The sequence below is a fragment of the Rhizobium sp. SL42 genome (genome assembly GCF_021729845.1).
In the GTDB taxonomy this organism is placed as follows: domain Bacteria; phylum Pseudomonadota; class Alphaproteobacteria; order Rhizobiales; family Rhizobiaceae; genus Allorhizobium.
On record NZ_CP063397.1, the window covers coordinates 298,515 to 319,962 of the forward strand.

Annotated in this window: 18 protein-coding genes; 7 read left to right on the forward strand and 11 right to left on the reverse strand. The window is 61.4% G+C overall.

Translation table 11 applies throughout. The annotated features are described in order from the left end of the window. Positions 1-3 precede the first annotated feature (3 nt). Positions 4-492 (reverse strand): (2Fe-2S)-binding protein, encoded by a 489-nt coding sequence (locus tag IM739_RS01315; RefSeq protein ID WP_237369480.1) that lies wholly within the window; start codon positions 490-492, stop codon positions 4-6. A gap of 315 nt (positions 493-807) precedes the next feature. On the opposite strand from IM739_RS01315, the gene IM739_RS01320 reads away from it, so the two are divergent. The 3 genes from IM739_RS01320 to IM739_RS01330 all read left to right on the forward strand — a co-directional run bounded on the left by IM739_RS01320 (position 808) and on the right by IM739_RS01330 (position 7,352). Beyond that, entirely contained in the window at positions 808-1,071 is a 264-nt protein-coding gene (locus IM739_RS01320) for a glycine zipper domain-containing protein (protein ID WP_237369481.1), read from the forward strand. Positions 1,072-1,203: 132 nt separating this feature from the next. After that, a complete protein-coding gene (locus IM739_RS01325; RefSeq protein ID WP_442981079.1) occupies positions 1,204-3,141 on the forward strand; it encodes an autotransporter assembly complex protein TamA in 1,938 nt (645 codons plus the stop codon). A gap of 47 nt (positions 3,142-3,188) precedes the next feature. Further along, positions 3,189-7,352, forward strand: a complete 4,164-nt coding sequence (locus IM739_RS01330; RefSeq protein WP_237369483.1) for a translocation/assembly module TamB domain-containing protein — start codon at positions 3,189-3,191, stop codon at positions 7,350-7,352. 4 nt (positions 7,353-7,356) lie between these two features. Here IM739_RS01330 and IM739_RS01335 read toward each other — a convergent pair whose 3' ends face one another. Continuing rightward, positions 7,357-7,782: an Lrp/AsnC family transcriptional regulator gene (locus tag IM739_RS01335; protein WP_159951739.1), complete on the reverse strand. Its 426-nt coding sequence runs from the start codon at positions 7,780-7,782 to the stop codon at positions 7,357-7,359. Between the two features lie 125 nt (positions 7,783-7,907). Between IM739_RS01335 and rocF the strand changes: the two genes are divergently transcribed. The 3 genes from rocF (at position 7,908) to IM739_RS01350 (ending at position 11,355) form a co-directional block, all read left to right on the forward strand. After that, positions 7,908-8,843 (forward strand): arginase, encoded by a 936-nt coding sequence (gene rocF, locus IM739_RS01340; protein ID WP_237369484.1) that lies wholly within the window; start codon positions 7,908-7,910, stop codon positions 8,841-8,843. A gap of 248 nt (positions 8,844-9,091) precedes the next feature. Then, positions 9,092-10,876: a methyl-accepting chemotaxis protein gene (locus IM739_RS01345; protein WP_237369485.1), complete on the forward strand. Its 1,785-nt coding sequence runs from the start codon at positions 9,092-9,094 to the stop codon at positions 10,874-10,876. Next, positions 10,876-11,355: a chemotaxis protein CheW gene (locus IM739_RS01350; protein ID WP_007601301.1), complete on the forward strand. Its 480-nt coding sequence runs from the start codon at positions 10,876-10,878 to the stop codon at positions 11,353-11,355. The genes IM739_RS01345 and IM739_RS01350 overlap by 1 nt, the downstream gene beginning before the upstream one ends. A 108-nt stretch (positions 11,356-11,463) precedes the next feature. Here the strand turns inward: IM739_RS01350 and IM739_RS01355 are convergent, their stop codons facing one another. From IM739_RS01355 to IM739_RS01395, 9 genes are all read right to left on the reverse strand, one after another. After that, positions 11,464-11,730, reverse strand: a complete 267-nt coding sequence (locus tag IM739_RS01355; RefSeq protein WP_237369486.1) for a formate dehydrogenase subunit delta — start codon at positions 11,728-11,730, stop codon at positions 11,464-11,466. Further along, positions 11,720-12,490, reverse strand: coding sequence for a formate dehydrogenase accessory sulfurtransferase FdhD (gene fdhD / locus IM739_RS01360; protein ID WP_237370934.1), 771 nt, complete (start codon positions 12,488-12,490; stop codon positions 11,720-11,722). The genes IM739_RS01355 and fdhD overlap by 11 nt, the downstream gene beginning before the upstream one ends. 155 nt (positions 12,491-12,645) lie before the next feature. Beyond that, on the reverse strand, positions 12,646-15,528 hold the full coding sequence (gene fdhF, locus IM739_RS01365) for a formate dehydrogenase subunit alpha (protein WP_237369487.1): 2,883 nt from the start codon (positions 15,526-15,528) through the stop codon (positions 12,646-12,648). Between the two features lie 41 nt (positions 15,529-15,569). Then, positions 15,570-15,797 carry a DUF4287 domain-containing protein gene (locus IM739_RS01370; RefSeq protein ID WP_007601294.1) on the reverse strand — a complete coding sequence of 76 codons (228 nt, stop codon included), beginning with the start codon at positions 15,795-15,797 and terminating at the stop codon, positions 15,570-15,572. Then, positions 15,794-17,350, reverse strand: coding sequence for a formate dehydrogenase beta subunit (locus IM739_RS01375; protein WP_237369488.1), 1,557 nt, complete (start codon positions 17,348-17,350; stop codon positions 15,794-15,796). Before IM739_RS01375 ends, IM739_RS01370 begins: the two co-directional genes overlap by 4 nt. Beyond that, a complete protein-coding gene (locus IM739_RS01380; RefSeq protein ID WP_237369489.1) occupies positions 17,347-17,826 on the reverse strand; it encodes a formate dehydrogenase subunit gamma in 480 nt (159 codons plus the stop codon). The genes IM739_RS01375 and IM739_RS01380 overlap by 4 nt, the downstream gene beginning before the upstream one ends. Positions 17,827-17,958: 132 nt before the next feature. Further along, entirely contained in the window at positions 17,959-18,894 is a 936-nt protein-coding gene (locus tag IM739_RS01385) for a LysR family transcriptional regulator (RefSeq protein ID WP_237369490.1), read from the reverse strand. Between the two features lie 36 nt (positions 18,895-18,930). Continuing rightward, complete coding sequence (locus IM739_RS01390) at positions 18,931-19,290, reverse strand: ArsR/SmtB family transcription factor (RefSeq protein WP_442981080.1); 360 nt, start codon at positions 19,288-19,290, stop codon at positions 18,931-18,933. 104 nt (positions 19,291-19,394) lie between these two features. Further along, positions 19,395-20,327 carry an L-lactate dehydrogenase gene (locus IM739_RS01395; RefSeq protein WP_237369492.1) on the reverse strand — a complete coding sequence of 311 codons (933 nt, stop codon included), beginning with the start codon at positions 20,325-20,327 and terminating at the stop codon, positions 19,395-19,397. A gap of 189 nt (positions 20,328-20,516) precedes the next feature. Between IM739_RS01395 and IM739_RS01400 the strand changes: the two genes are divergently transcribed. Beyond that, entirely contained in the window at positions 20,517-21,413 is an 897-nt protein-coding gene (locus tag IM739_RS01400; RefSeq protein WP_237369493.1) for a LysR substrate-binding domain-containing protein, read from the forward strand. Positions 21,414-21,448: the final 35 nt, after the last annotated feature.

Below are 21,448 nucleotides of genomic sequence, written 5' to 3' on the forward strand. Positions count from 1 at the left end.
TGGTCACTCGGCGGCCTGGCGGCCGGCGTGCATCTCCGCATTGGCAGCAAGGACCGCCTTCACGATGTTGTGGTAACCCGTGCATCGACAGATATTGCCTTCCAGCTCGTGGCGCACGGTCGCCTCGTCGAGGGTCCCGTCGTGGCGACCGATGATATCGATCGAAGTCATCACCATGCCCGGCGTGCAGAAACCGCATTGCAGGCCGTGATGCTCCTTGAAGGCCGCCTGGACCGGATGCAATTCGCCGTTGACTGCCACGCCCTCTATGGTCGTGATCGTCGATCCGCTCGCCTGCACGGCGAGGATCGAACAGCTCTTGATCGACTTGCCGTCCATATGCACAACGCAGGTTCCGCATTGTGTCGTGTCGCAACCGACATGCGTGCCGGTCAATCCCAGTGTCTCGCGAATAAAATGCACAAGCAGCGTGCGGTCCTCGCATTCGCCGCTCACCGTCCGGCCATTCACCGTCAGCGTCACTTTTGCCATGTTGTTCCTCCTCGTGTCTCTCCCTGACACCAAGGCATCGTGTGTCTTTTCTCCGGTACGATCAACAGTTCAAACCAGCCGAATTGAAATAATTGTTTGCCGCAACGCAGCATTGAAGCCTTGTAATTCAGGCTTCCCGCTTATTTGGCTAATGGACTGAAATTTGGACCTATTGCAGAACGCGCAGCGCATGGACATTCGCGAATTGACCGCTATTCTGCGGCTTGCCACCGCCATATTAGAAAAACCTGAATGCGGATGGGTGTTCTCGATCAAGACCGGCTGGACCGGATGCGTAACAGTGGAGAAAACAAGATGAAAAAAGCTCTCGTGCTTCTATTGGTCGGCCTGTCGGTCGCTGGCTGCACCCAGACCGAAAAGGGCGCCGGTATCGGCGCTGTCGGCGGCGCAATCATCGGCGGTGCCATCACCGGCGACGTGCGTGGCGCAGCAGTCGGCGCAGCCATCGGCGGCGTTTCCGGTGCGATTATCGGCAATGTTTCGGACCAGCCGGGCCAATGCTACTACCGCGACCGTTACGGCCGCCGCTACATCGACAGCTGCCCGCGCGGCTACTGAGCAGACGACAGGGGCGCGCGATGAGCGCGTCCCTTTTTTATAGAATTTTAAGAAAAGGGTATGCCTTTTTTAGCATTTTCTCCTAAGTTGCCCCATGGCGGGGGTGCACCAGCCAGGTCGCGATGAGCGAAAATGCGTATGCCGAGTGGATTTGTATTGCCGAAAATGAGTGTCGCGTTCCGGCTCGGTATGGCTCTGTTGACCGTGAGCCCCTTGCTGCTCGGGCCTGCTCTTGCTTCAAAAGCAGCAGCCTTCGAGCTTTTTGGGATTCGGCTCTTCGGCAAGGACGATGAGCCCAATGATGTCATCGATCCCGTCTCCTATACCATTGCCCTGACGACCGGGAACGCCGACCGGGCCCTGACCAAGTCCCTGCGACGAACCTCGCTTCTGCTGGCCGACGAAGAGACGCCGGTCTCCGGCGATCTCGGGCTGGTTATCAAGGCCAAGGACGATCGCGACCGTCTTCTGGCCACCCTTTACGAGAATGCCCGCTATGGCGCGATCGTCACCGTCCTGGTCGATGGACGCAACATAGACAGCCTGCCGCCCAATCCGACCTTCGACAGGTCAAGACCGATCCCGGTCGCGATCACCGTCGAAACGGGGCCCGTTTTCGCGCTTGGCGACGTCACCCTCGAGGGCGATGCGGCACGGCTGGATCCGGCAGAGTTCGACCTGACGCCAGGCGGCGCCGCCGGCTCGCTGACAATTCTGAAAGCCGCAGCACAGATCGCCGACACATTGAAAGCGGAAGGCCGGCCGCTGGCTGAACTGACAAAGCGCGAGGTCGTCGCCGACCACGACACCAACACCGTTGACGTGACAATCGCCGTCGAGGCTGGCCCTGTTGCCCCGCTTGGCAACGTGACCGTCAAGGGTGCGCGGCAGGTCAATGCGGAATTCATCGAGCGCTATTCGCGACTACGACCGGGCCAGCCCTATTCACCTGAGCAGTTGCGCAAGGCTGGCGAGCGGCTGCGCACGCTCGGGGTGTTTTCCTCCGTGACCATCAACGAGCCGGAGGCGCTTGCACCCGATGGTTCCTGGCCGCTCGCCATCACTGTCTCAGAAGGCAAGCATCGCTATTTCGGCTTCGGCGCCAGCTATTCCTCGATCGACGGCGGCGGGATCGAAGGCTATTGGGGCCACCGCAACCTGTTCGGCAACGCAGAATCCCTCAAGCTCGAAGGCGCTGTGCGTGGCCTTGGCGAAATCAGCGATGTCAGCAACCTCTCGGATCTCGATTATTCCGCCGGCATCACCTTCATCAAACCCGGCGCCTTCTTTCCTTCGGCAACGCTAGAGGCGAGCATCAAGGCGAGCACGCTGGACAGCGAACATTATGATGCGGCCTCCATCACCGGAAAAGTCGCGCTCGCCTATGAGCTGAGCGATATCGACACGGTAAGCGGCGGCGTTTCGCTGACCTATGACAGCATCGAGGACGCCTTCGGCGACAACGAATATCTGACCTTCGGCGTCCCTCTCGGCTATACGCGCGACACCCGCAACAACAAGCTGAACCCGACCGAAGGCTATCTTGCATCGATCTCGACCACACCGAGCTACGAGATCAACGGCCGCACCGTCTTTGCCTCTATCGAGGGCTCGGCTTCCGGCTATCTTGGCCTGGGCGCAGAGGATCGCATCGTGCTCGCCGGCAAGCTCTCGGCCGGCAGCCTGTTCGGCGGCAGCGGTCTGGCATCGATCCCCGCCACCCGGCGTTTCTTTGCCGGCGGCGGCGGCTCGGTGCGCGGTTATGCCTATCAGGCGATCTCGCCCTATAATGACGCGGGCGACGCCACCGGCGGTCGGTCCTATGCAACCGCCTCGTTCGAGGTCCGCATGCAGGTCACGGAAACGATCGGCATCGTGCCGTTTCTCGATGTCGGCAGCGTATCGAGAAACAATGTCCCCGATTTTTCCGACCTGCGCATGGGCGCCGGCGTCGGACTGCGCTACATGACACCTTTCGGGCCGCTCAGGCTCGATGTTGCCGTTCCGTTGCAACGATATGACGACGGTAGCCGTTATGGCATTTATGCCGGCATAGGTCAGAGCTTCTGATCTGCGCAGATCCGGGCAGATCCGGCAGGACGAGGACCATAAAGACAATGATCTGGCTGAAACGCATCATCGGATGGACGCTCCGGATTTTTGCCGGGCTGGTCGCGACCCTCGTGACGCTGACCATCCTCGCCATCGTGATCGGCGGCCTGTCGGCAAGCGGCAGCCAGTTCCTGGCAAACCAGATTGCCGCCCTGATCTCGAAGGACAACCAGCAGGTCACCATCGTTGCGCCAAGTCCCTTGCTCAGCCGGACATTGACCGTCGAACGCATCACCGTCGCCGACACCAAGGGACCTTACGCAACGATCGAGGGACTGGCACTCGACTGGACGCCGTTGGATCTTCTGTCGCGCCGCTTCACCGCGGAAAAGCTGAGCGCCCGATCCATCCGCATCGAGCGTGCACCGGAGCCGAGTGCGACGCCTGAGGTCAAATCGGATGAGCCGTTCTCGCTGCCGGTCGGCATCGACATTGCCGCGATCGACCTGCCTTCGATCAAGGTGGGGGCCGCTCTTGCCCGCCGCGACGTGGAAATCGCAGCAAAAGGCGCCGCCCAGATCATCGGCAGCAATATCACCAGCCAGTTGGCAGCCACCCTGCTCGGAGAACCGTCCGCCAAATTGATTGCCGACGTGCTCTATGCGCCGAACGACGACCGGCTGCGCCTCAAGCTCGAGTATGCCGAGCCCAAGGGCGGGGTTGCCGGAAATCTCCTACAGCTTCCAAATCAGCCGGCTCTTGCGCTCAGCATCGATGGCGACGGCGCCATCAGCAACTGGGCCGGCAAGATCACCGCCGCCCTGGATGGCACGCAGACGATCTCTGTCGATGCAACGCACCGGCTGGCAGCAGAAGACCAGCGCGACATCACCCTTATTGGTGGCGGTAATTTTGCCAGCCTGATGCCGCCGCAATTGCGCGACCTGTTTGCCGGCGAAACGGCAATCGATCTGGCAGCCCGCATTGGCCCCGACGGCGCAATCGAGATCAGCAAGGGCGATCTTTCTACCGCCGCGGCCCGGATCTCGGCATCCGGTCACTATGATCCAAAGGGCATCAACGATCTCGCCCTTGTCGCCGAGGCCAATGCGACACCCGTCCGGTTGCAATGGCAGCAGGACAAGGCGATCTATGGCGTGGCGATGCGCAGCGCCAACCTGACGCTAAGCGGCAATGCGCAAACGGCAGCGCTGAAGGCAACCATCGATCTGGCAACCCTGTCGGCCCCGCAGGGCACCTTGTCGGACATCGACCTGACAGCCGAAAGTTCGGCTTTCGATATCGCCAATCGCCAGGGACCGGTCGATCTGCAGCTTGCCGTGCAGCGCGCCGAATTCTTCGACGCGCAATTGGCCAACTATATCCGTGCACCGCTGAAGATCGTGGCACCGCTCACCCTTGAAGAGGATCAGGTCGCGACCGACAAGCTCACACTCGAGAGCGCCGGTATCGGTGGGGAGTTGAACGGACGTTACGTGATCTCGGCACAGACCTTTGCCGGCGCGCTGAAGGCCTTTGTCCTGCCCGACCTGCTGCCGCCGGCACTGTCGCAAAAGCTGGCGAAGCCGGCCGCCATATCGGCACGGATCGATTTTGCCGCCCCCAAGGCCATCAGCCTGCGCGACATTCAACTCCAGACCGACCTCGGTTCGGCGGAAGGGGCGATCTCGCTCGCACCCGATGGTATTCTGGCCGCCGACCTCACCGGTCGATTGAATGACACCGCGAGCCTCCAGCCGCGCATCAGCGGTGCTGCCGCCTTCGACGTCTCGGCATCCGGTCCGCTGGACGCGATCGAAGGCAATGTGAACGTCGTCATCGAGCAGGGCAAGGCAGCCGGTTACGAACTGCGTGACCTGGCGCTGCAGATCGAGGGGCTTGCCGATCGGAAGGCGCCGCGAGGCCAGTTGCGGATGACCGGGCAGATCGATGCCCAACCTGTAGATATCTCCGCCGACATCGTGTCGGAAAACGGCGACACGAAAATCCCGGCCCTGACACTCAATGTCGGCCCCAACCGCCTCTCAGGCACCCTGGCGTTGGACGAGGCCTTCCAACCCACCGGCGACCTCGACTTCGACTTCCCGCAGCTTTCGCTTCTGGCAGCGCTTGGCGGGCAAAGCGCAAGCGGCGATCTGGCCGGCAAGATCGCGATCACGTCGGCCAACAGTCGTATTGCTGCCAGGATTGACGCGACGGGCAAGTCGCTCAGCCGAGACACCCTGAAGATCGAAAACCCGGTCATCAACCTCGCCGTCAGCGACATGGCCGCGCTGGCGGTCGAAGGCACTGTGCGGGCGGCAGTTTTGGTCAGCGGCGCCAACCGCCTCGAAGCCCCCGAGGTGACCTTCGCCCGGGCGGGAAATCGCACCGATTTCCAGGCAAGCGCACGATATGACGCAGCACCGCTCGAGGCAGCCGGCAGCATTGAGCAGCAAGCCCAGGGACTGGCTATCGCGCTGGACCGGTTTTCCGCCAAGCCGCGCGGTATCTCACTGGCGCTGGCATCACCCACGCGCCTCACTGTGACTGACGGCACCGTTCAGATCGGCAAGACGGTGATCAATGCCGGCTCCGGCAACGTCACCGTCACCGGCAGCGCCGGCCAGAACCTCGCCGTCAGGGCAGACATTGCAGCCCTACCCGCTTCGCTTGCCGCTGCGGTAGCTCCCGCGCTTGCACCTGCCGGCACGATTTCCGGTCTCGTCGAGGTCAAGGGCACGCCATCGGCACCCGACGTGACCTACCAACTCGATTGGCGCGATGCTGAGCTGACCCAGACGCGGACGGCCGGACTGGCGCCACTCGCCATCAGCGCCAATGGCCGCTTCCAGAGCAACATGCTTTCGCTCGATACCCGGCTGTCCGGTGGCGGTGGCATCACTCTCAATGGCGGCGGCCGGCTCAACCTGTCCGGCATGGGCCTGGACATGCGTTTCCAGGGCAGCCTGCCGCTGGCCGCCGCCAATACCATCCTCGGACGGCAGGGACTCGTGGCACAGGGCAATGCCAACGTGAACGTCACCATCCAGGGAACCGCGACGGCCCCGGCGATTGCCGGATCGATCACAACCAGCGGCGCGCGCGTGGTTGACGTGCGCCGAAATCTTGCGATCGAACAGATCACAGCGACGATCAATCTGCGTGACAACCGCGCCCAGATCGCCAGCCTGACCGGAAACTTTGCCTCGGGCGGTCGCCTTTCGGCGAGCGGGTCGATCGACATTCTCGGCCAGGGCATGCCCGCCGATCTGTCGATCAATCTCGACAAGGCCGTCTATGTCGACGGCAACACGGTGACCGCGACTGCCGATGCGCGGCTGACATTGCGCGGCCCTCTGATGGCCGGCCCGACGCTGGCCGGGACAGTGGATCTGTCGCGCACCTCGATCACCCTGTCGGAGCGCCGCCCCACCAGCCTTTCACAGCTCGACATCCAGCATCGGAACGCACCAAAGGCAGTCACCCAGCAGTTGCGTACCATCACCCCGGCCGCCGGCCGAAGCTCCAGTTCACCGATCCTGCTCGACCTTCGCATATCTTCGCCGTCGCAGACCTTCATTCGCGGCCGCGGCATCGATGCCGAGCTCGGCGGCACCCTGACATTGACCGGATCGGCGTCCGCACCCAATGTCTCCGGCGGCTTCGAGCTGCGCCGGGGGCGCATGCAGATCCTCACCAAACGTCTGGATATCACCCGGGCCGAGATTACCTTCGGCGGCGATCTCATTCCGATCATCGACCTTGAGGCGACCACCACATCCGGCACCTCGACCGTGACGATCAAGCTTTACGGCTTTGCCAGCGACCCGGAAGTGACCTTCAGTTCATCACCCACCCTACCACAGGACGAAATTCTGGCGCAGCTGATCTTCGGCCAGTCGATGTCGCGGCTCTCGGCGCTGCAGATCGCCCAGCTCGCCGATGCCGCCGCCCAGCTGGCGGGCGGCAATTCGACCTCGCTGTTCCAGACCTTGCGCTCGACACTCGGAATCGACGATCTCGACATCTCCACCGACTCCACCGGCCAGACCAGCATCAGCGCCGGAAAATACCTGAACGACCGAACCTATATCGAACTGCAGCAAAGCGGCAGCGGCGGCGGCAAGGCGGTGATCAATCTCGACATCGGCCGCGGCGTGAAGCTGAAAGGTGAAGCCGGCGGTTCGGGCGCCGGAGGCGGCATCTACTACGAGAAGGAATATTGACGGGTCAGGCGACCTTGCTGGTCTTCAACAGAATGCTCGATTCGGTGCTGTTGATCCCCTCGACCAGACGAATGCGACGCAGCGTTTCGTCGAAGCCAGCCAGATCACGGTCTTCGAGTTCAGCAATGAAGTCCCAGCGGCCATTGGTGCTGTGCAGCGACTTGACCTGCGGAATGCCGCGCAACTGCTGCGCGACCCGATCGGCAAACTTGCCGACGACTTCGATCATGATGATTGCCCGCACCCCGGTCGGCTGGATTTCCCGTCCGGTGAGGATTGTGAAAGCGGCAATGGTGCCATTGGCGACCAAGCGATCGATCCGGGCCGAGATTGTCGCCCGCGATGCGCCGGTCATTGCGGCAAGGGAAGCAACGGGTATCCGGGCGTTTTGCCGAAGAGCGCTCAGAATATCACGGTCCAGATCATCCATCGTTACACTTCGTCATCATATGGTTGCGATTTGTGCAAACTATAGTGCTTTATGGCGATGTTCCAGCTTTTTGCCAACGCAGACATGGCGCATCATCCGGTCTCAACCATTTCCAAGGATCACCCATGGCCAAGCAAACCAGAAACGTCACCCTGATCGGCGTGCCGCTCGAAGAAGGATCCGGACGCGGTGGTTGCGCCATGGGCCCGGCCGCACTGCGCATTGCCGGCATTGCCCCGGCGCTCGTCGATCTCGGCTACACCGTCGATGACGCGGGCGACCTGCGCCCGGCGCCGGCCGCTGATCTGCCGGTCATGGACAAGGCCAAGCATCTGGCCATCGTCGGGGCCTTTGCCCGCGCGCTCGAGGCTGCCACCTATGAGGCCGCAACCAAGGGCTCGGTGCCTGTCCTGCTTGGCGGCGACCACAGCCTTTCGATGGGCAGTGTCTCCGGCATGGCGCGATACGCACACGATGCCGGCCGCCCGCTCTTCGTCCTCTGGCTCGATGCCCATTCCGACTTCAATGCGCCGGCGACTTCTCCGTCCGGCAATATTCACGGCATGCCTGTCGCATTTTTCTGCGGCAAGGCCGAATTCGCACCGATCCTTGATCCGGCCCGTCCGCTGGTCAACCCGAGCCATGTCTACCAGGTCGGCATAAGGTCCGTCGATGACGAGGAACGCCGACTGATCTCCGAAAATGCGGTCAACGTCTACGACATGCGCGCGATCGATGAAGAAGGCATGGCAGGGATCCTGAAGCAGATCCTGAAGGACGTCCGCGAGGCGAATGCGCTTCTGCATGTCAGTCTCGACGTCGATTTCCTCGATCCGGGCATCGCACCCGGCGTCGGCACGACCGTGCCCGGCGGCGCAACCTTTCGTGAAGCCCATCTGATCATGGAGCTTCTGCACGACAGCGGCCTGGTGTCGTCGCTCGATCTCGTCGAACTGAACCCTTTCCTCGACGACCGCGGCCGCAGCGCCCATGTGATGGTTGATCTGGCCGCAAGCCTGTTCGGCAAGCGTATTCTCGACCGCCCGACACGAGCCGGATAAATCCTTAAAGCTTAATTTAGCACATCACTAATACGCTTCTTTTTACGTGACTTCGGTCGTCCTGATCGTCAAGCCGGTTGTAAAATTTGTATAAAATGACGGGCAAATGATCAACCGTTGCGCGAAAGCTCTGATATATTTGAGCCTCTCTTAAGACTTGATAGCCATAATTGACCCCTAGAAATTGGCGGCTTCCCTCAATGGAGGCCGCCAATCTGTATCGAACCGCGGTCGACCCGGAGGGCAATATGGCATTTCTATTGGCAAATGCAGGCGATTCAAAATCGATCCTGACGGCATTGGGTCGATCCCAGGCGATCATCGAATTCAACCTCGACGGGACGATCCTGACGGCAAACGAAAATTTCTGTCGCACGCTGGGCTACAGCCTGAGCGAGATCAAAGGCAAGCATCACCGTATGTTCTGCGAGCCGGCCTATGTGGCCAGCCCGGAATATCGCGAATTCTGGGCAAGCCTTGGGCGGGGCCAATTCGACAGCCGCGAATACAAGCGCATTGCCAAGGACGGCTCGGAGATCTGGATCCAGGCCTCCTACAATCCGGTCATGCGCGGCGGAAAGCCATACAAGATCGTCAAGTTCGCTACGGATATCACGGCGAGAAAGCAGAAGTCGGCGGAAGACAGCGGCAAGCTGGAAGCCATTTCCCGCGTCCAGGCGACCATCGAGTTCACCCCCACCGGCGAAATCCTCACCGCCAATGCAAACTTCCTCAAGACGCTCGGCTACAGCCTGACCGAAATCGTCGGTCAGAATCACGCGATCTTCTGTGAGGCGGATTACACACGCACGGAAGACTATCGCAAGTTCTGGCAGACGCTGGCGTCCGGGCAATATGTCGCCGAGGAATTCAAGCGCATCGGCAAGGGCGGCAAGGTCGTCTGGATCCAGGCCTCCTACAATCCGATTTTCGATGCAAGCGGCCGCGTCTTCAAGGTTGTCAAATATGCGACCGACGTGACCGAGCGTGTCCGCGCCGTCGATGAATTGGCTCATGGGCTGACCGCGCTTGCCAATGGCGACCTGACGGCCCGCATCGAGAAGCCCTTCATTCCGGCGCTTGAGAAGACCCGCACGGATTTCAATGCCTCGATCGAAAAGCTTCATCAGGCGATCCGCACGGTCAACGGCAATACCGAGGCCATCGCGGCCGGCTCCTCCGAGATCCGCACCGCCTCCGACAGCCTGTCGAAGCGCACCGAACAGCAGGCCGCCGCGATCGAGGAGACCGCGACAGCACTGGAGCAGATCACCCAGACCGTGTCCAACAGCTCCCAGCGCGCCATCGAGGCCGGGCAGATGGTGGGCCGGACCAAGTCTGCGGCGGAGCGATCCGGCGATGTCGTCAAGAGAGCGGTCGGTGCGATGGACCAGATTGAAAATTCGTCGCGCGAGATTTCCAACATCATCGGCGTGATCGACGATATTGCCTTCCAGACCAATCTGCTCGCCTTGAACGCAGGCGTGGAAGCAGCCCGTGCGGGCGAAGCCGGCAAGGGCTTTGCCGTCGTCGCACAGGAGGTCCGCGAACTGGCGCAACGATCGGCCAACGCGGCCAAGGAAATCAAGGCCCTCATCACCACATCGTCCGGCCAGGTTAAGAACGGCGTCGATCTCGTCGGTGAAACCGGCAAGGCGCTGGAACAGATCGTCTCGGAAGTCCAGGACATCAACCTGAATGTCATCGCCATCGTCGAGGCATCAAAGGAACAGTCGACCGCGCTTCTGGAAATCAACCGGGCGGTCAACGCACTGGACCAGAACACCCAGCAGAACGCCGCCATGGTCGAGGAATCCACCGCCGCCAGCCACAGCCTCGCGCGCGAAGCGGCCACCCTTCGCAGTCTTGTTGCGCAGTTTAGAATTGGGCAACACTCTTCGCATATTATACACCAAGCGCGTCCTGATGCCCCTCCTGTTGCATCGCCGGCACGCAAACTCATGGCTCAGGTCGCTCGCGCCGCAGGCGTAGGTGCATCGGCCAAGGCACAGGAAGGTTGGGAAGATTTCTAATGGCAACCACGATCAGTTCGACTAGCTTCAGCGGGGAAACCCTCGAGATCATCGCGTTCCGGCTTCATGATCAGGAATTTTGCGTCAAGACGACCACGATCCGCGAAATCCGCGGCTGGGCTCCGTCGACGCCGATCCCGCACGCACCGGCCGACGTCATCGGCGTGATGAACCTCCGCGGCTCGGTGATCCCGATCATCGACCTTGCCTACAAGCTGGGCATGAAGTCTACGGTTGCCAATGAACGCTCTGCCATCGTGGTTGCAGAAGTGCACAATATGGTCATCGGTATGCTGGTCGACCGTGTTTCGGACATCCTGACCATCCCGTCCAGCCAGGTTCAGCCGGTGCCGGAAATCTCCGCCTCCTTCGACAAGACCTTCTCCGAGGGCATCATTGCCAACGAAAACGGCATGATCTGCTTCCTCAACCTCGCGAAGATGTTCAAGGGCAGCGACCTGGAAGATCTGGCCGCGTAATTGTCGGCCTATTGCGGTCCAAGATGACAAAAAGCGGCCTGTGGCCGCTTTTTTTGCGTTCAGAATTACCCGGCGAGACCATGGAACGCTGCGTTGGCCGCCAGTCGCTCAGGACGGCGACATCTGAGACGGGCTGTGTGCTGCCACCGGATCGGGGCGCTCGATCTTTGCAGCCGCCTCGACAACCAGCGGCAGGAAACCGTCTTGATGTGCATCGATCATCTCGAAGAAGCGGCGGCGCATGCGCTTCTCCCAGAATTTGTTGATATGTAAGGCAACGCCATCCACCCGCACGTCCGCCGGCTGGGACAGGAAAAAGGTGGCGATCTGGTTGGCCATCCGCACGAGCTTTTCGTCAGTGCCGCTATGAGACATGGTGGAACACTCCCTGGATCACTTTTTCAGACCCGGTAAAAATTTCGAAATCATCGTCGCGGGCAATTCCGATCAGGGTCATGCCCGCCTTTTCCGCGGTGCGAATGGCCAGGGCCGTCGGCGCGGAAATCGCGATCAGCATCGGGGAACCGAGCGCCGCCGTCTTCTGCACCATCTCGACCGATAGCCGGCTGGTGACCACCACCGCCCCTTCGGTCGGCGACCATCCACCGATGAGGACGGCACCGGCAAGCTTGTCGAGCGCATTGTGGCGCCCGACATCTTCCCGGATCGCCACGACTCCACGGCCGGGCATGTAGAAACCGGCTCCATGCACCGCCCGCGTTTCGCGATTGAGCTTTTGCCCCTCGCCCAGCAGACGCACGGCCTCGGCGACCTGCGCTGGAGTAAGGGCGAAATCACTGCCGGCAACGACCGGCACCTCTCGCGTCGCCTGCTCGATCGATTCGATGCCGCAAAGACCACATCCGACCGGGCCGGCCATGCGCCTGCGCCGCGAGGTCAGGGCCTGCGCAGTCCCGTCCACCAGCACCACCTGCACATCGATCCCGTCACCCGCCTCAACCGCCTCGATATCGACGATTTCGCGCGCATGTCCGATAATGCCTTCGGCCAGGGAAAACCCAACGGCAAAATCCTCGAGATCGTCGGGCGTCGCCATCATCACGGCATGGGTGCTGCCGCCATAGGAAAAGGCGATCGGCACTTCCTCCGGCACCAGCCGACTTCCGTCCGTCATCAGTCCCCGACGACTGCGGATTTCCCGAACGGCAAGGGTCACGTTTCGGCGGGTCACGCTGTCGGTCCCTTCCTAGCGTTGCGCCCGCGCCGGCGGATGCGTTGCGCAGGTCGCGTCACGGCCAGTGTCAAAGAGCCAGACGACAGCGCCATGCCTCACTCCGCAGCCTCTAGCTTGCCGACGATGCGACGCGAGCGACGGGACAGTTCTTCATAGTCTTCCTGCCATTCGGTCGGGCCGTTCGACGGCGAGACCTGCACCGCGGTCACCTTGTATTCCGGGCAGTTTGTCGCCCAGTCGGAGAAGTCCGTGGTGATCACGTTGGCCTGCGTATCGGGATGATGGAAGGTGGTATAGACGACGCCCGGAGATACCCGGTCGGTCAGCAACGCGCGCAGCGTCGTGTCCCCCGCGCGGCTGGTCAACTTGATCCAGTCGCCATCCTTGATCCCCCGCTGCTCGGCATCGTGCGGATGCACCTCCAGCCGGTCCTCGCCGTGCCAAACCGTGTTTTCGGTGCGCCGGGTCTGTGCGCCGACATTGTACTGCGACAGAATGCGGCCGGTGGTCAGTAGCAGCGGGAAACGCGGCCCTGTGCGTTCGTCCGTCGCGACATATTCGGTGCGGATGAACTTACCCCTTCCGCGCACGAATCCGTCGGTATGCATGATTGGCGAGCCATCTGGATGTGCTTCGTTGCAAGGCCACTGAACCGATCCCATCGTCTCGAGATAGGCATAGGAAACCTTGGCAAAGCTCGGCGTGGTCGCGGCAATCTCGTCCATGATTTCGGACGGATGACTATAGGTCCAGTTCAGCCCCATCGCCTGGGCAAGCTTCTGTGTCACTTCCCAGTCGCCATAGCCGTTCTTCGGGCTCATCACCTTGCGCACGCGGTTGATCCGGCGTTCGGCATTGGTGAAGGTGCCATCCTTCTCCAGGAAAGTCGAACCCGGCAGGAAGACATGGGCATAGTTGGCCGTCTCGTTGAGGAAGAGGTCGTGCACCACGACGCATTCCATCGCGGCCAGACCGGCCGACACATGTTTGGTGTCCGGGTCGGACTGGAGAATGTCCTCGCCCTGGATATAGATGCCCTTGAACGTGCCGTCGACGGCCGCATCGAGCATGTTGGGGATGCGAAGGCCCGGCTCATCGCTAAGCGTCACGCCCCAGAGTTTTTCAAAGGTGTCGCGCGTGGCGTCGTCCGAAACATGACGGTAGCCTGGAAACTCGTGCGGGAAAGAGCCCATGTCGCAGGAACCCTGCACATTGTTCTGCCCACGCAATGGGTTCACGCCCACACCGGGACGACCGATATTTCCGGTCACCATGGAGAGGTTGGCGATTGCCATGACGGTCGTCGAACCCTGACTGTGTTCCGTCACGCCCAGACCGTAGTAGATCGCGCCATTGCCGCCGGTGGCATAGAGACGTGCAGCGCCGCGCAGGTCGGCAGCCGGGACGCCGGTGAATGCCTCGGTCGCCTCAGGGCTGTGCTGCGGCTCGGCGACAAACGCCGCCCAATCCTCGAATTCCGACCAGTCGCAGCGTTCGCGAATGAAAGCCTCGGCGAACAGACCTTCGGTCACGATGACATGCGCCATGGCAGTCATCACGGCGACATTGGTGCCAGGCTTCAGCGGCAGGTGGAAGGCTGCCTCGATATGCGGGCTGCGGACGATATCGGTCCGGCGCGGATCGATGACGATCAGTTTCGCGCCCTGGCGCAACCGCTTCTTCAGCCGCGACCCGAAGACCGGATGACCGTCCGTCGGGTTGGCACCGATGACCACGACCACATCGGAATGCTCGACGCTGTCGAAATCCTGCGTTCCCGCCGACGTACCGAAGGCCTGGCCCAGGCCATAGCCTGTCGGCGAATGGCAGACGCGGGCGCAGGTATCGACATTGTTGTTGCCGAAGCCGGCGCGGATCAGCTTCTGCACCAGATAGGTTTCTTCGTTCGTGCAACGCGACGAAGTGATGCCGCCAATCGCCTCGCGCCCGTACTGATACTGGATCCGCTTGAATTCAGCCGCGATATGGGCAAAGGCCTCGTCCCAGGTTACCTCACGCCAGGGATCGCTGATATTCTCGCGCACCATCGGATTGAGGATGCGGTCCTTATGGCTTGCGTAACCATAGGCGAACCGTCCCTTGACGCAGGAATGGCCGCGATTGGCCTTGCCGTCCTTCCACGGAACCATCCGCACCAGCTCTTCGCCTCGCATTTCCGCCTTGAACGAACAGCCGACGCCGCAATAGGCGCAGGTCGTAACGACAGAATGCTCCGGCTGGCCGATGGCAATCACCGACTTTTCGGTCAGCGTGGCGGTCGGACAGGCCTGCACGCAGGCGCCGCAGGAGACACATTCGGAGGAGAGGAAGTCTTCGTGCGCACCAGGTGACACACGGCTGCCGAAACCACGTCCCTCGATGGTCAGCGCGAACGTACCCTGCACTTCCTCGCAAGCCCTCACGCAACGCGAACAGACGATGCATTTGGCCGGGTCATAGGTGAAATACGGATTGCTTTCGTCCTTCGGCATGTAGCGGGCATTGCTTTCGCCAGCACCCGAGCGCGCCTTGACGTGATTGTCACCCTCGTAGCCGTAGCGCACGTCGCGCAGGCCGACAGCGCCCGCCATGTCCTGCAGCTCGCAGTCGCCATTGGCGGCGCATGTCAGACAGTCGAGCGGGTGGTCGGAAATGTAGAGCTCCATCACACCCTTGCGGATCTGCTTCAGTCGCTCCGTCTGGGTGTGCACGACAAGCCCGGCCGCAACCGGGGTCGTGCAGGATGCGGGCGTGCCATTGCGGCCCTCGACCTCCACCAGACAGAGCCGGCAGGAGCCGAAGGCATCGACCATGTCGGTGGCGCAGAGTTTCGGCACCTGGATGCCGGCCTCCATCGAAGCGCGCATGATCGAGGTGCCGGCGGCGACGGTGATCTCGCGACCGTCAATGGTCAGCGTGACGGTCTCGGTCGCCAGGGACGCAGGCGTGCCAAAGTCAATTTCCGGAACGAGACCCATCAGAAGGCTCCTTTGAAATCGAAGGAAGGATTGCGCATGTTTCAGATCCCTCCCGCTTGTTTCGTTTCGGCCAGCGTATGCGCCACAAGCGCGTTGGCATGACCATGCCCCAGGCCGTGTGTCTGCTTGAGCCAGTTGACGATCTGCATATGCGTCAACCCGGCCTGACCACGGATCAGCGCGACCCAGTGGTCTATCGGCTGGCCATAGGTCTTTTCGATCGACGGAAAGTAGGACGCGGGACCTTTGACCTTGTTCGCTTCGTTCATTCGGCCGCCTCCACCATCGGTGCCGGCGCGAAATCAGCCGGGAAATGCGTCATCGCACTCAGCACGGGATAGGGCGTGAAGCCGCCCAGCGCGCAAAGCGAACCGAATTTCATCGTGTTGCAGAGGTCTGCCAGCAGTTCGCGGTTCTTTTCCGGCTCGATGCCCTTGGCAATCCTGTCGGCCGTCTCGACGCCGCGGGTCGAACCGATGCGACAGGGGGTGCACTTGCCGCAGCTTTCTATGGCGCAGAATTCCATGGCGAACCGCGCCTGCTTCAGCATGTCGGCGGTATCGTCGAACACGACGATGCCAGCATGGCCGATCAGGCCGTCCCGCGCGGCGAAGGCTTCATAATCGAAGACGGTATCGAAAAGAGCGCGCGGAAAATAGGCGCCGAGCGGGCCACCGACCTGCACGGCCTTGACCGGACGGCCAGACAGCGTGCCTCCGCCAATCTCATCGATCAGCTGGCCGAGTGTCAGGCCGAATGCCGTCTCGTATAGACCGCCATGCTTGATATTGCCGGCGATCTGGATCGGGATCGTGCCATGCGACCGGCCCACGCCGAAATCGCGGTAGAACTGTGCGCCCTGGTCCATGATGACCGGAATGGAGGCAAGCGACATGACGTTGTTGACCACAGTCGGCTTGCCGAACAGGCCCTGCAGCGCCGGCAACGGCGGCTTGGCGCGAACGATGCCGCGCTTGCCCTCAAGACTGTTGAGCAGCGAGGTCTCCTCGCCACAGACATAGGCACCGGCGCCTTCGCGCACTTCCATGTCGAAAGCGTAAGTCGAACCCATAACGGACGGCCCGAGAATTCCGGCGCGGCGGGCGACCGCGATCGCCTCGTCCATCATCGCGATCGCGTAAGGATATTCCGACCGGGTGTAGACATAGCCCTTGGTGGCACCGGTGGCGATGCCGGCGATGACCATGCCTTCGATCAGCACGAAGGGATCCCCCTCCATGATCATCCGATCCGCAAACGTGCCGCTGTCGCCCTCGTCGGCGTTGCAGACGATATATTTCTGGTCCGCCTTCGCGTCAGCCACCGTCTTCCATTTGATCCCGGTCGGAAAGCCCGCCCCGCCACGACCGCGCAGACCGCTGTTTGTCACCTGGCTGACAATCTCTGCCGGTGGAAGCGCAATCGCCTTTTCCAGACCCTTCAGGCCCTGATAGCGCCGATAGTCATCCAGCGACAACGGATCCGTGACGCCACAACGCGAGAACGTAAGCCGTGTCTGACTCTTGAGGAACGGAATTTCTTTCGTTTCGCCATGACAGAGCGGATGCGCACCACCGGCGAGAAAATCGGCATCGAACAGCGCCGGCACGTCCGACGGCGTGACCGGACCGTAAGCGATACGGCCCGCTACTGTCCGAACCTCGACCAGAACTTCAAGCCATAGCAGGCCGCGCGAACCGTTGCGAACGATCGTCACATCGAGCCCGCGCGCCTTGGCTTCCCGCTCGATGACCGCAGCGACCCTGTTGGCACCCACGGCAAGCGCTGCTGAATCACGCGGTACGAATACGGTAACGCTCATCGGCGTGCCTCCGCAACGATGTCGCTGAGACAGTGTTCGGAAAGCCTGGCATGCAGTTCGCCGTCAAACATGGCAGCCGGCGCCTGGGCACAGAGCCCGAGACAGAACACCGGTTCGACCGTGATCGCCCCATCGGCCGTGGTACCGTGCCAGTCGATTCCAAGTCGGGACAGCAGTTTTTCAGCAAGAGGCTCGCCACCCATGGACTGGCAAGCCTCGGCGCGACAGAGCTTCAGCACATGTCGACCGGACGGATGGTCACGGAAATCGTGATAGAAGGTAATGACGCCATGCACCTCGGCACGCGACAGGTTCAACGCCGTGGCGATGATCTGCTTGGCGCTTTCCGGGACAAAGCCGAACACAGCCTGGATCTCGTGAAGGATCGGCAGCATCGGACCTTCCAGATGCTTCAAGTCTTCAATGATCGCAGAGATGCGGCTTGCCTCATCCTCGGCAATCGCCCGAATATTCATGTGCCAGTCCTCCCAAACCGACAAGCCGTCCAGATCGCCATGCGCGGGGCTTGCCGCCTCGAATTGTGCTTGAAGCCTCCCGCAGCGAAATCGCCAGCGATGCCTTTCTCAAGGATGATCGTGTTGGGAGGATCAGGTCAATGCAGCTGTTTCGTCGGTCGATAGAAAAAATCTATCGAAGGCCTGCGCGGCGACCAGCAATCGGGCTTCGTGCAGCAGTCCAGACACCAGCGGCGTATGCGGCTCGCGATGCGTCGCGACGAGCCCGACCAGATGTTGGGCATCCGGGTCGGTGATCGGGATCATCCGGATCGCCTCCGTGAAACCGAAGGATTCGGCCACGTTGCGTGGCATGATCGAAGCCAATTTTCCGGTGCGGATATGAGAGAAGAGCACGATCATCGAGTTGGATTCGAGCGTCGGCTTCGGGGTCACGCCCGCCTCGGCCATATGCTGGTTGATGATCCGCCGGTTCTGCATGTCCGCGGTCAGCAGACAAAGCCGAAGATCGGCCACTTCGCTCCAGGACACCGTGTCCCGATCGGCAAGCGGCGTTCCGGCAGCGGTAATCAGATGATAACGCTCGGAGTAAAGCGGCACGCTCGTAACCCGCCCTAGGGGCTCATTGTCGAGATAGGTAATGCCGGCATCGATCTCGAGATTTTCAAGCAGGCTGAGCACCTGCAGTGACGTGCGCGACAGCACGGAGAAGGTGACATTGGGATGCCGCTGCTGAAAGGGTTCCGTCAACCGCTGCACCATTGCCAGGGCTGTCGGAATGACCGCCAAGCGGATATGTCCGGCAAGGCCATGGCGCGTGGCACGCATTTCCTCGCGCAGGGTGCGCGCGTCGCCGACGATTCGTCGCGCCCATTCGAGCACCCGCTGCCCCTCCGGCGTCAGACCCTGATAACGTGAACCGCGCTGGACCAGCATCACGCCGAGTTGATCCTCAAGCTGGCGGATCGCAGCCGACAACGTCGGTTGCGTCACGCCGCATTCTTCGGCTGCCCGTCCGAAATGCTGCTCGCGGGCGAGTGCAATGAAGAATTCAAGCTTGTCGATCATCACGGCGAGCCCCCATCAGGTTTCCATGCCGGGCGCTCACGCGATGCCGGCTGCATCGGCGGCGATCACGGCTGGGCCGGGCTCACAATACATCTTGTAGAGAACGGAGATCAGGTCGTTAAGCTGCGGGTCTGCGATGCGATAGTAGATCTGGCGCCCGTCGCGGCGTGTCTCGAGAATATTGTCGGCGCGAAGCCGGGCGAGCTGTTGCGAGACGACGGCTTGCTGAAGCCCGAGCAGCTTTTCGATTTCGCTGACGGTCTTTTCCTCGCGGCTGACCATGCAAAGGATCAACAGGCGGGTCTCGTGTGACAAGGCCTTGAGCAAGCTGCTCGCTGCGCGCGCCTTCGACCTGAAGTCGGCCAGTTCACCGTTCCCGACTACCTCTGCATCCATCGTCATGCTCGTCCACACATTGAAAAATTACTATAGGGCAAATGCTGGCGGATCAAAACCGCAGGACAGCGCAAGGCAAATACCTGGCGGCAGAAGCCAGCCCACTATAGCCGAACGGAATCCGCCAGCGCCTTCAGGAGCGACGCGCTGCGGTTGAGCGCACCATGTTCCTGTTCGTCGAGATCCGGGAACAGATCGGTTATCACACCGGCGGCCCCGATGACCCGCGGAATGGACAGGGCCACGTCGCGTACGCCGGTGACTTCCGGGGTGACGATCGAGACTGACAGCACATCACGGTGGTCTTGGGCAATTGCCTTGACGATCCGGGCAAGGCCCGCACCGATGCCATAATAGGTGGAGCCCTTGCCGTTGATGATCTTGTAGGCGGCATTTCGCACGCCATCATCGATCGCTGCCCGAACGGTCTCGGTCAGCGGATGATCGACCTGCTCGGCAAACGAATGGAGCGAAATCGACCCCGCCATGGCGCTCGACCAGGCCAGCACTTCGCTGTCGCCGTGTTCGCCCAGCACATAGGCATGCACCGATTGCGGCGAAATGCCGAGATGCCGGCCGATCAGGCTGCGAAAGCGCGCCGTGTCGAGGATCGTGCCAGAGCCGATGATGCGCTGAGGCGCCAGCCCGGAAATGCGCGTGGTGATCTGCGTCATGATGTCGACGGGGTTGGACGCGATCAAAAGGATCGCCTCGGGAACCACCGGCAGCACCTCGCTCAAGACAGCGCGAAACACGGCAGCATTGCGCTCCAGCAGTTCCAGACGGGTCTCGCCCGGCTTCTGGCTGACACCGGCGGCGAGAATGACGACACCGGCCCCCTCCAGATCCTTGTAGCCGCCGGCATTGACAGTCGTCGATGACATGAACGGGACGGCATGCGAGATATCCTCCGCCTGGGCAAGCGCAAGCGCTGCATTCTGATCGATCAGCACGATCTCGCTGGCAATGCCCATCAGCGCCAGAGCATAACCTGCCGAACTGCCGACCATGCCGGCCCCGACGATTCCGACCTTCATGCCGTACCCTCCCATGTGTCGCCGGATGACGACCCGGGGACTATCTCACCGAGTGGCCGACACATTCAATCGCATTCCGTCCAACAGAGACGAAAAATGCCACCGCAGAAACAACGTGACGGGCGCGCTCCGTGTCTGCTTATATGGCATGCAAAAATCCGCCTCAGGCGCAGGAAGACAGGAAACATCATGCGAAAATTGCCGGCGCTTTCGGCCATGAAAGTGTTCGAGGTGGTCGGACAGACCCGCAGCTTTACCCGCGCGGCAGACCGCCTGAACCTGACCCAGAGCGCCGTCAGCCGCCAGGTTCGCAATCTTGAAGAGCAGCTTGGTGAAACGCTGGTGATCCGCAAGCATCATCATCTTGAACTGACACCGTCCGGCGTCGAACTTCTGGCGACGCTGCAGCAGGCCTTCCACAATGTCGAACTGGCCGTGCGCGGCATCATGGAAAAGAGCAACCAGCGTCGCTTGCGCATCAACGTGCCGCCGACCTTTGCCAAGCGTTGGCTTATGCCGAGATTGGCCAGCCTGCGCGCTTTCATGCCCGACATCGAGATCAGCATAACCACCGAGTTGCAGGACAGTCTCGCCGAGCGCAGCATTCTCGATTGCGCCATCCGCTTCGGCGACGGCGAATGGCCGATGCTGAAATCGCAACTGCTGATAACGGAACGCCACATCGCCGTCTGCGCGCCGCGCCTGTTGCGCGCAAATCCGACAGGCCAGTCGACCGATCTGTCCAACTTGACATTTCTGCATGTTCTGGCCTCGGCGGACCAGCGCTACCTGACCTGGCAGCGATGGCTGGATGCCGCCGACCTCAGTCACACCAACATCCGTGGCGGCCTGGAATTCGACCTGCTCGACATGGCCGTCGAAGCCGCATGCAATGGTCTTGGCGTCGCTGTCGCCGACCGTTTCATGGTGGAGCCGCTGATCCGATCCGGCCAGCTGACGCAGGTCCTGGATGTCGAGGTCGAAGGCCATGAGTCTTATTGGCTGGTCACGCGTGCCGAGCAACCCGAGAGCGCGAATGCATCGGCATTCCGCCAGTGGTTGACGAAAGAGCTCGGCACGGATTGAAACATTCCATTTTGGAATGATCGGCCCGAAAATAA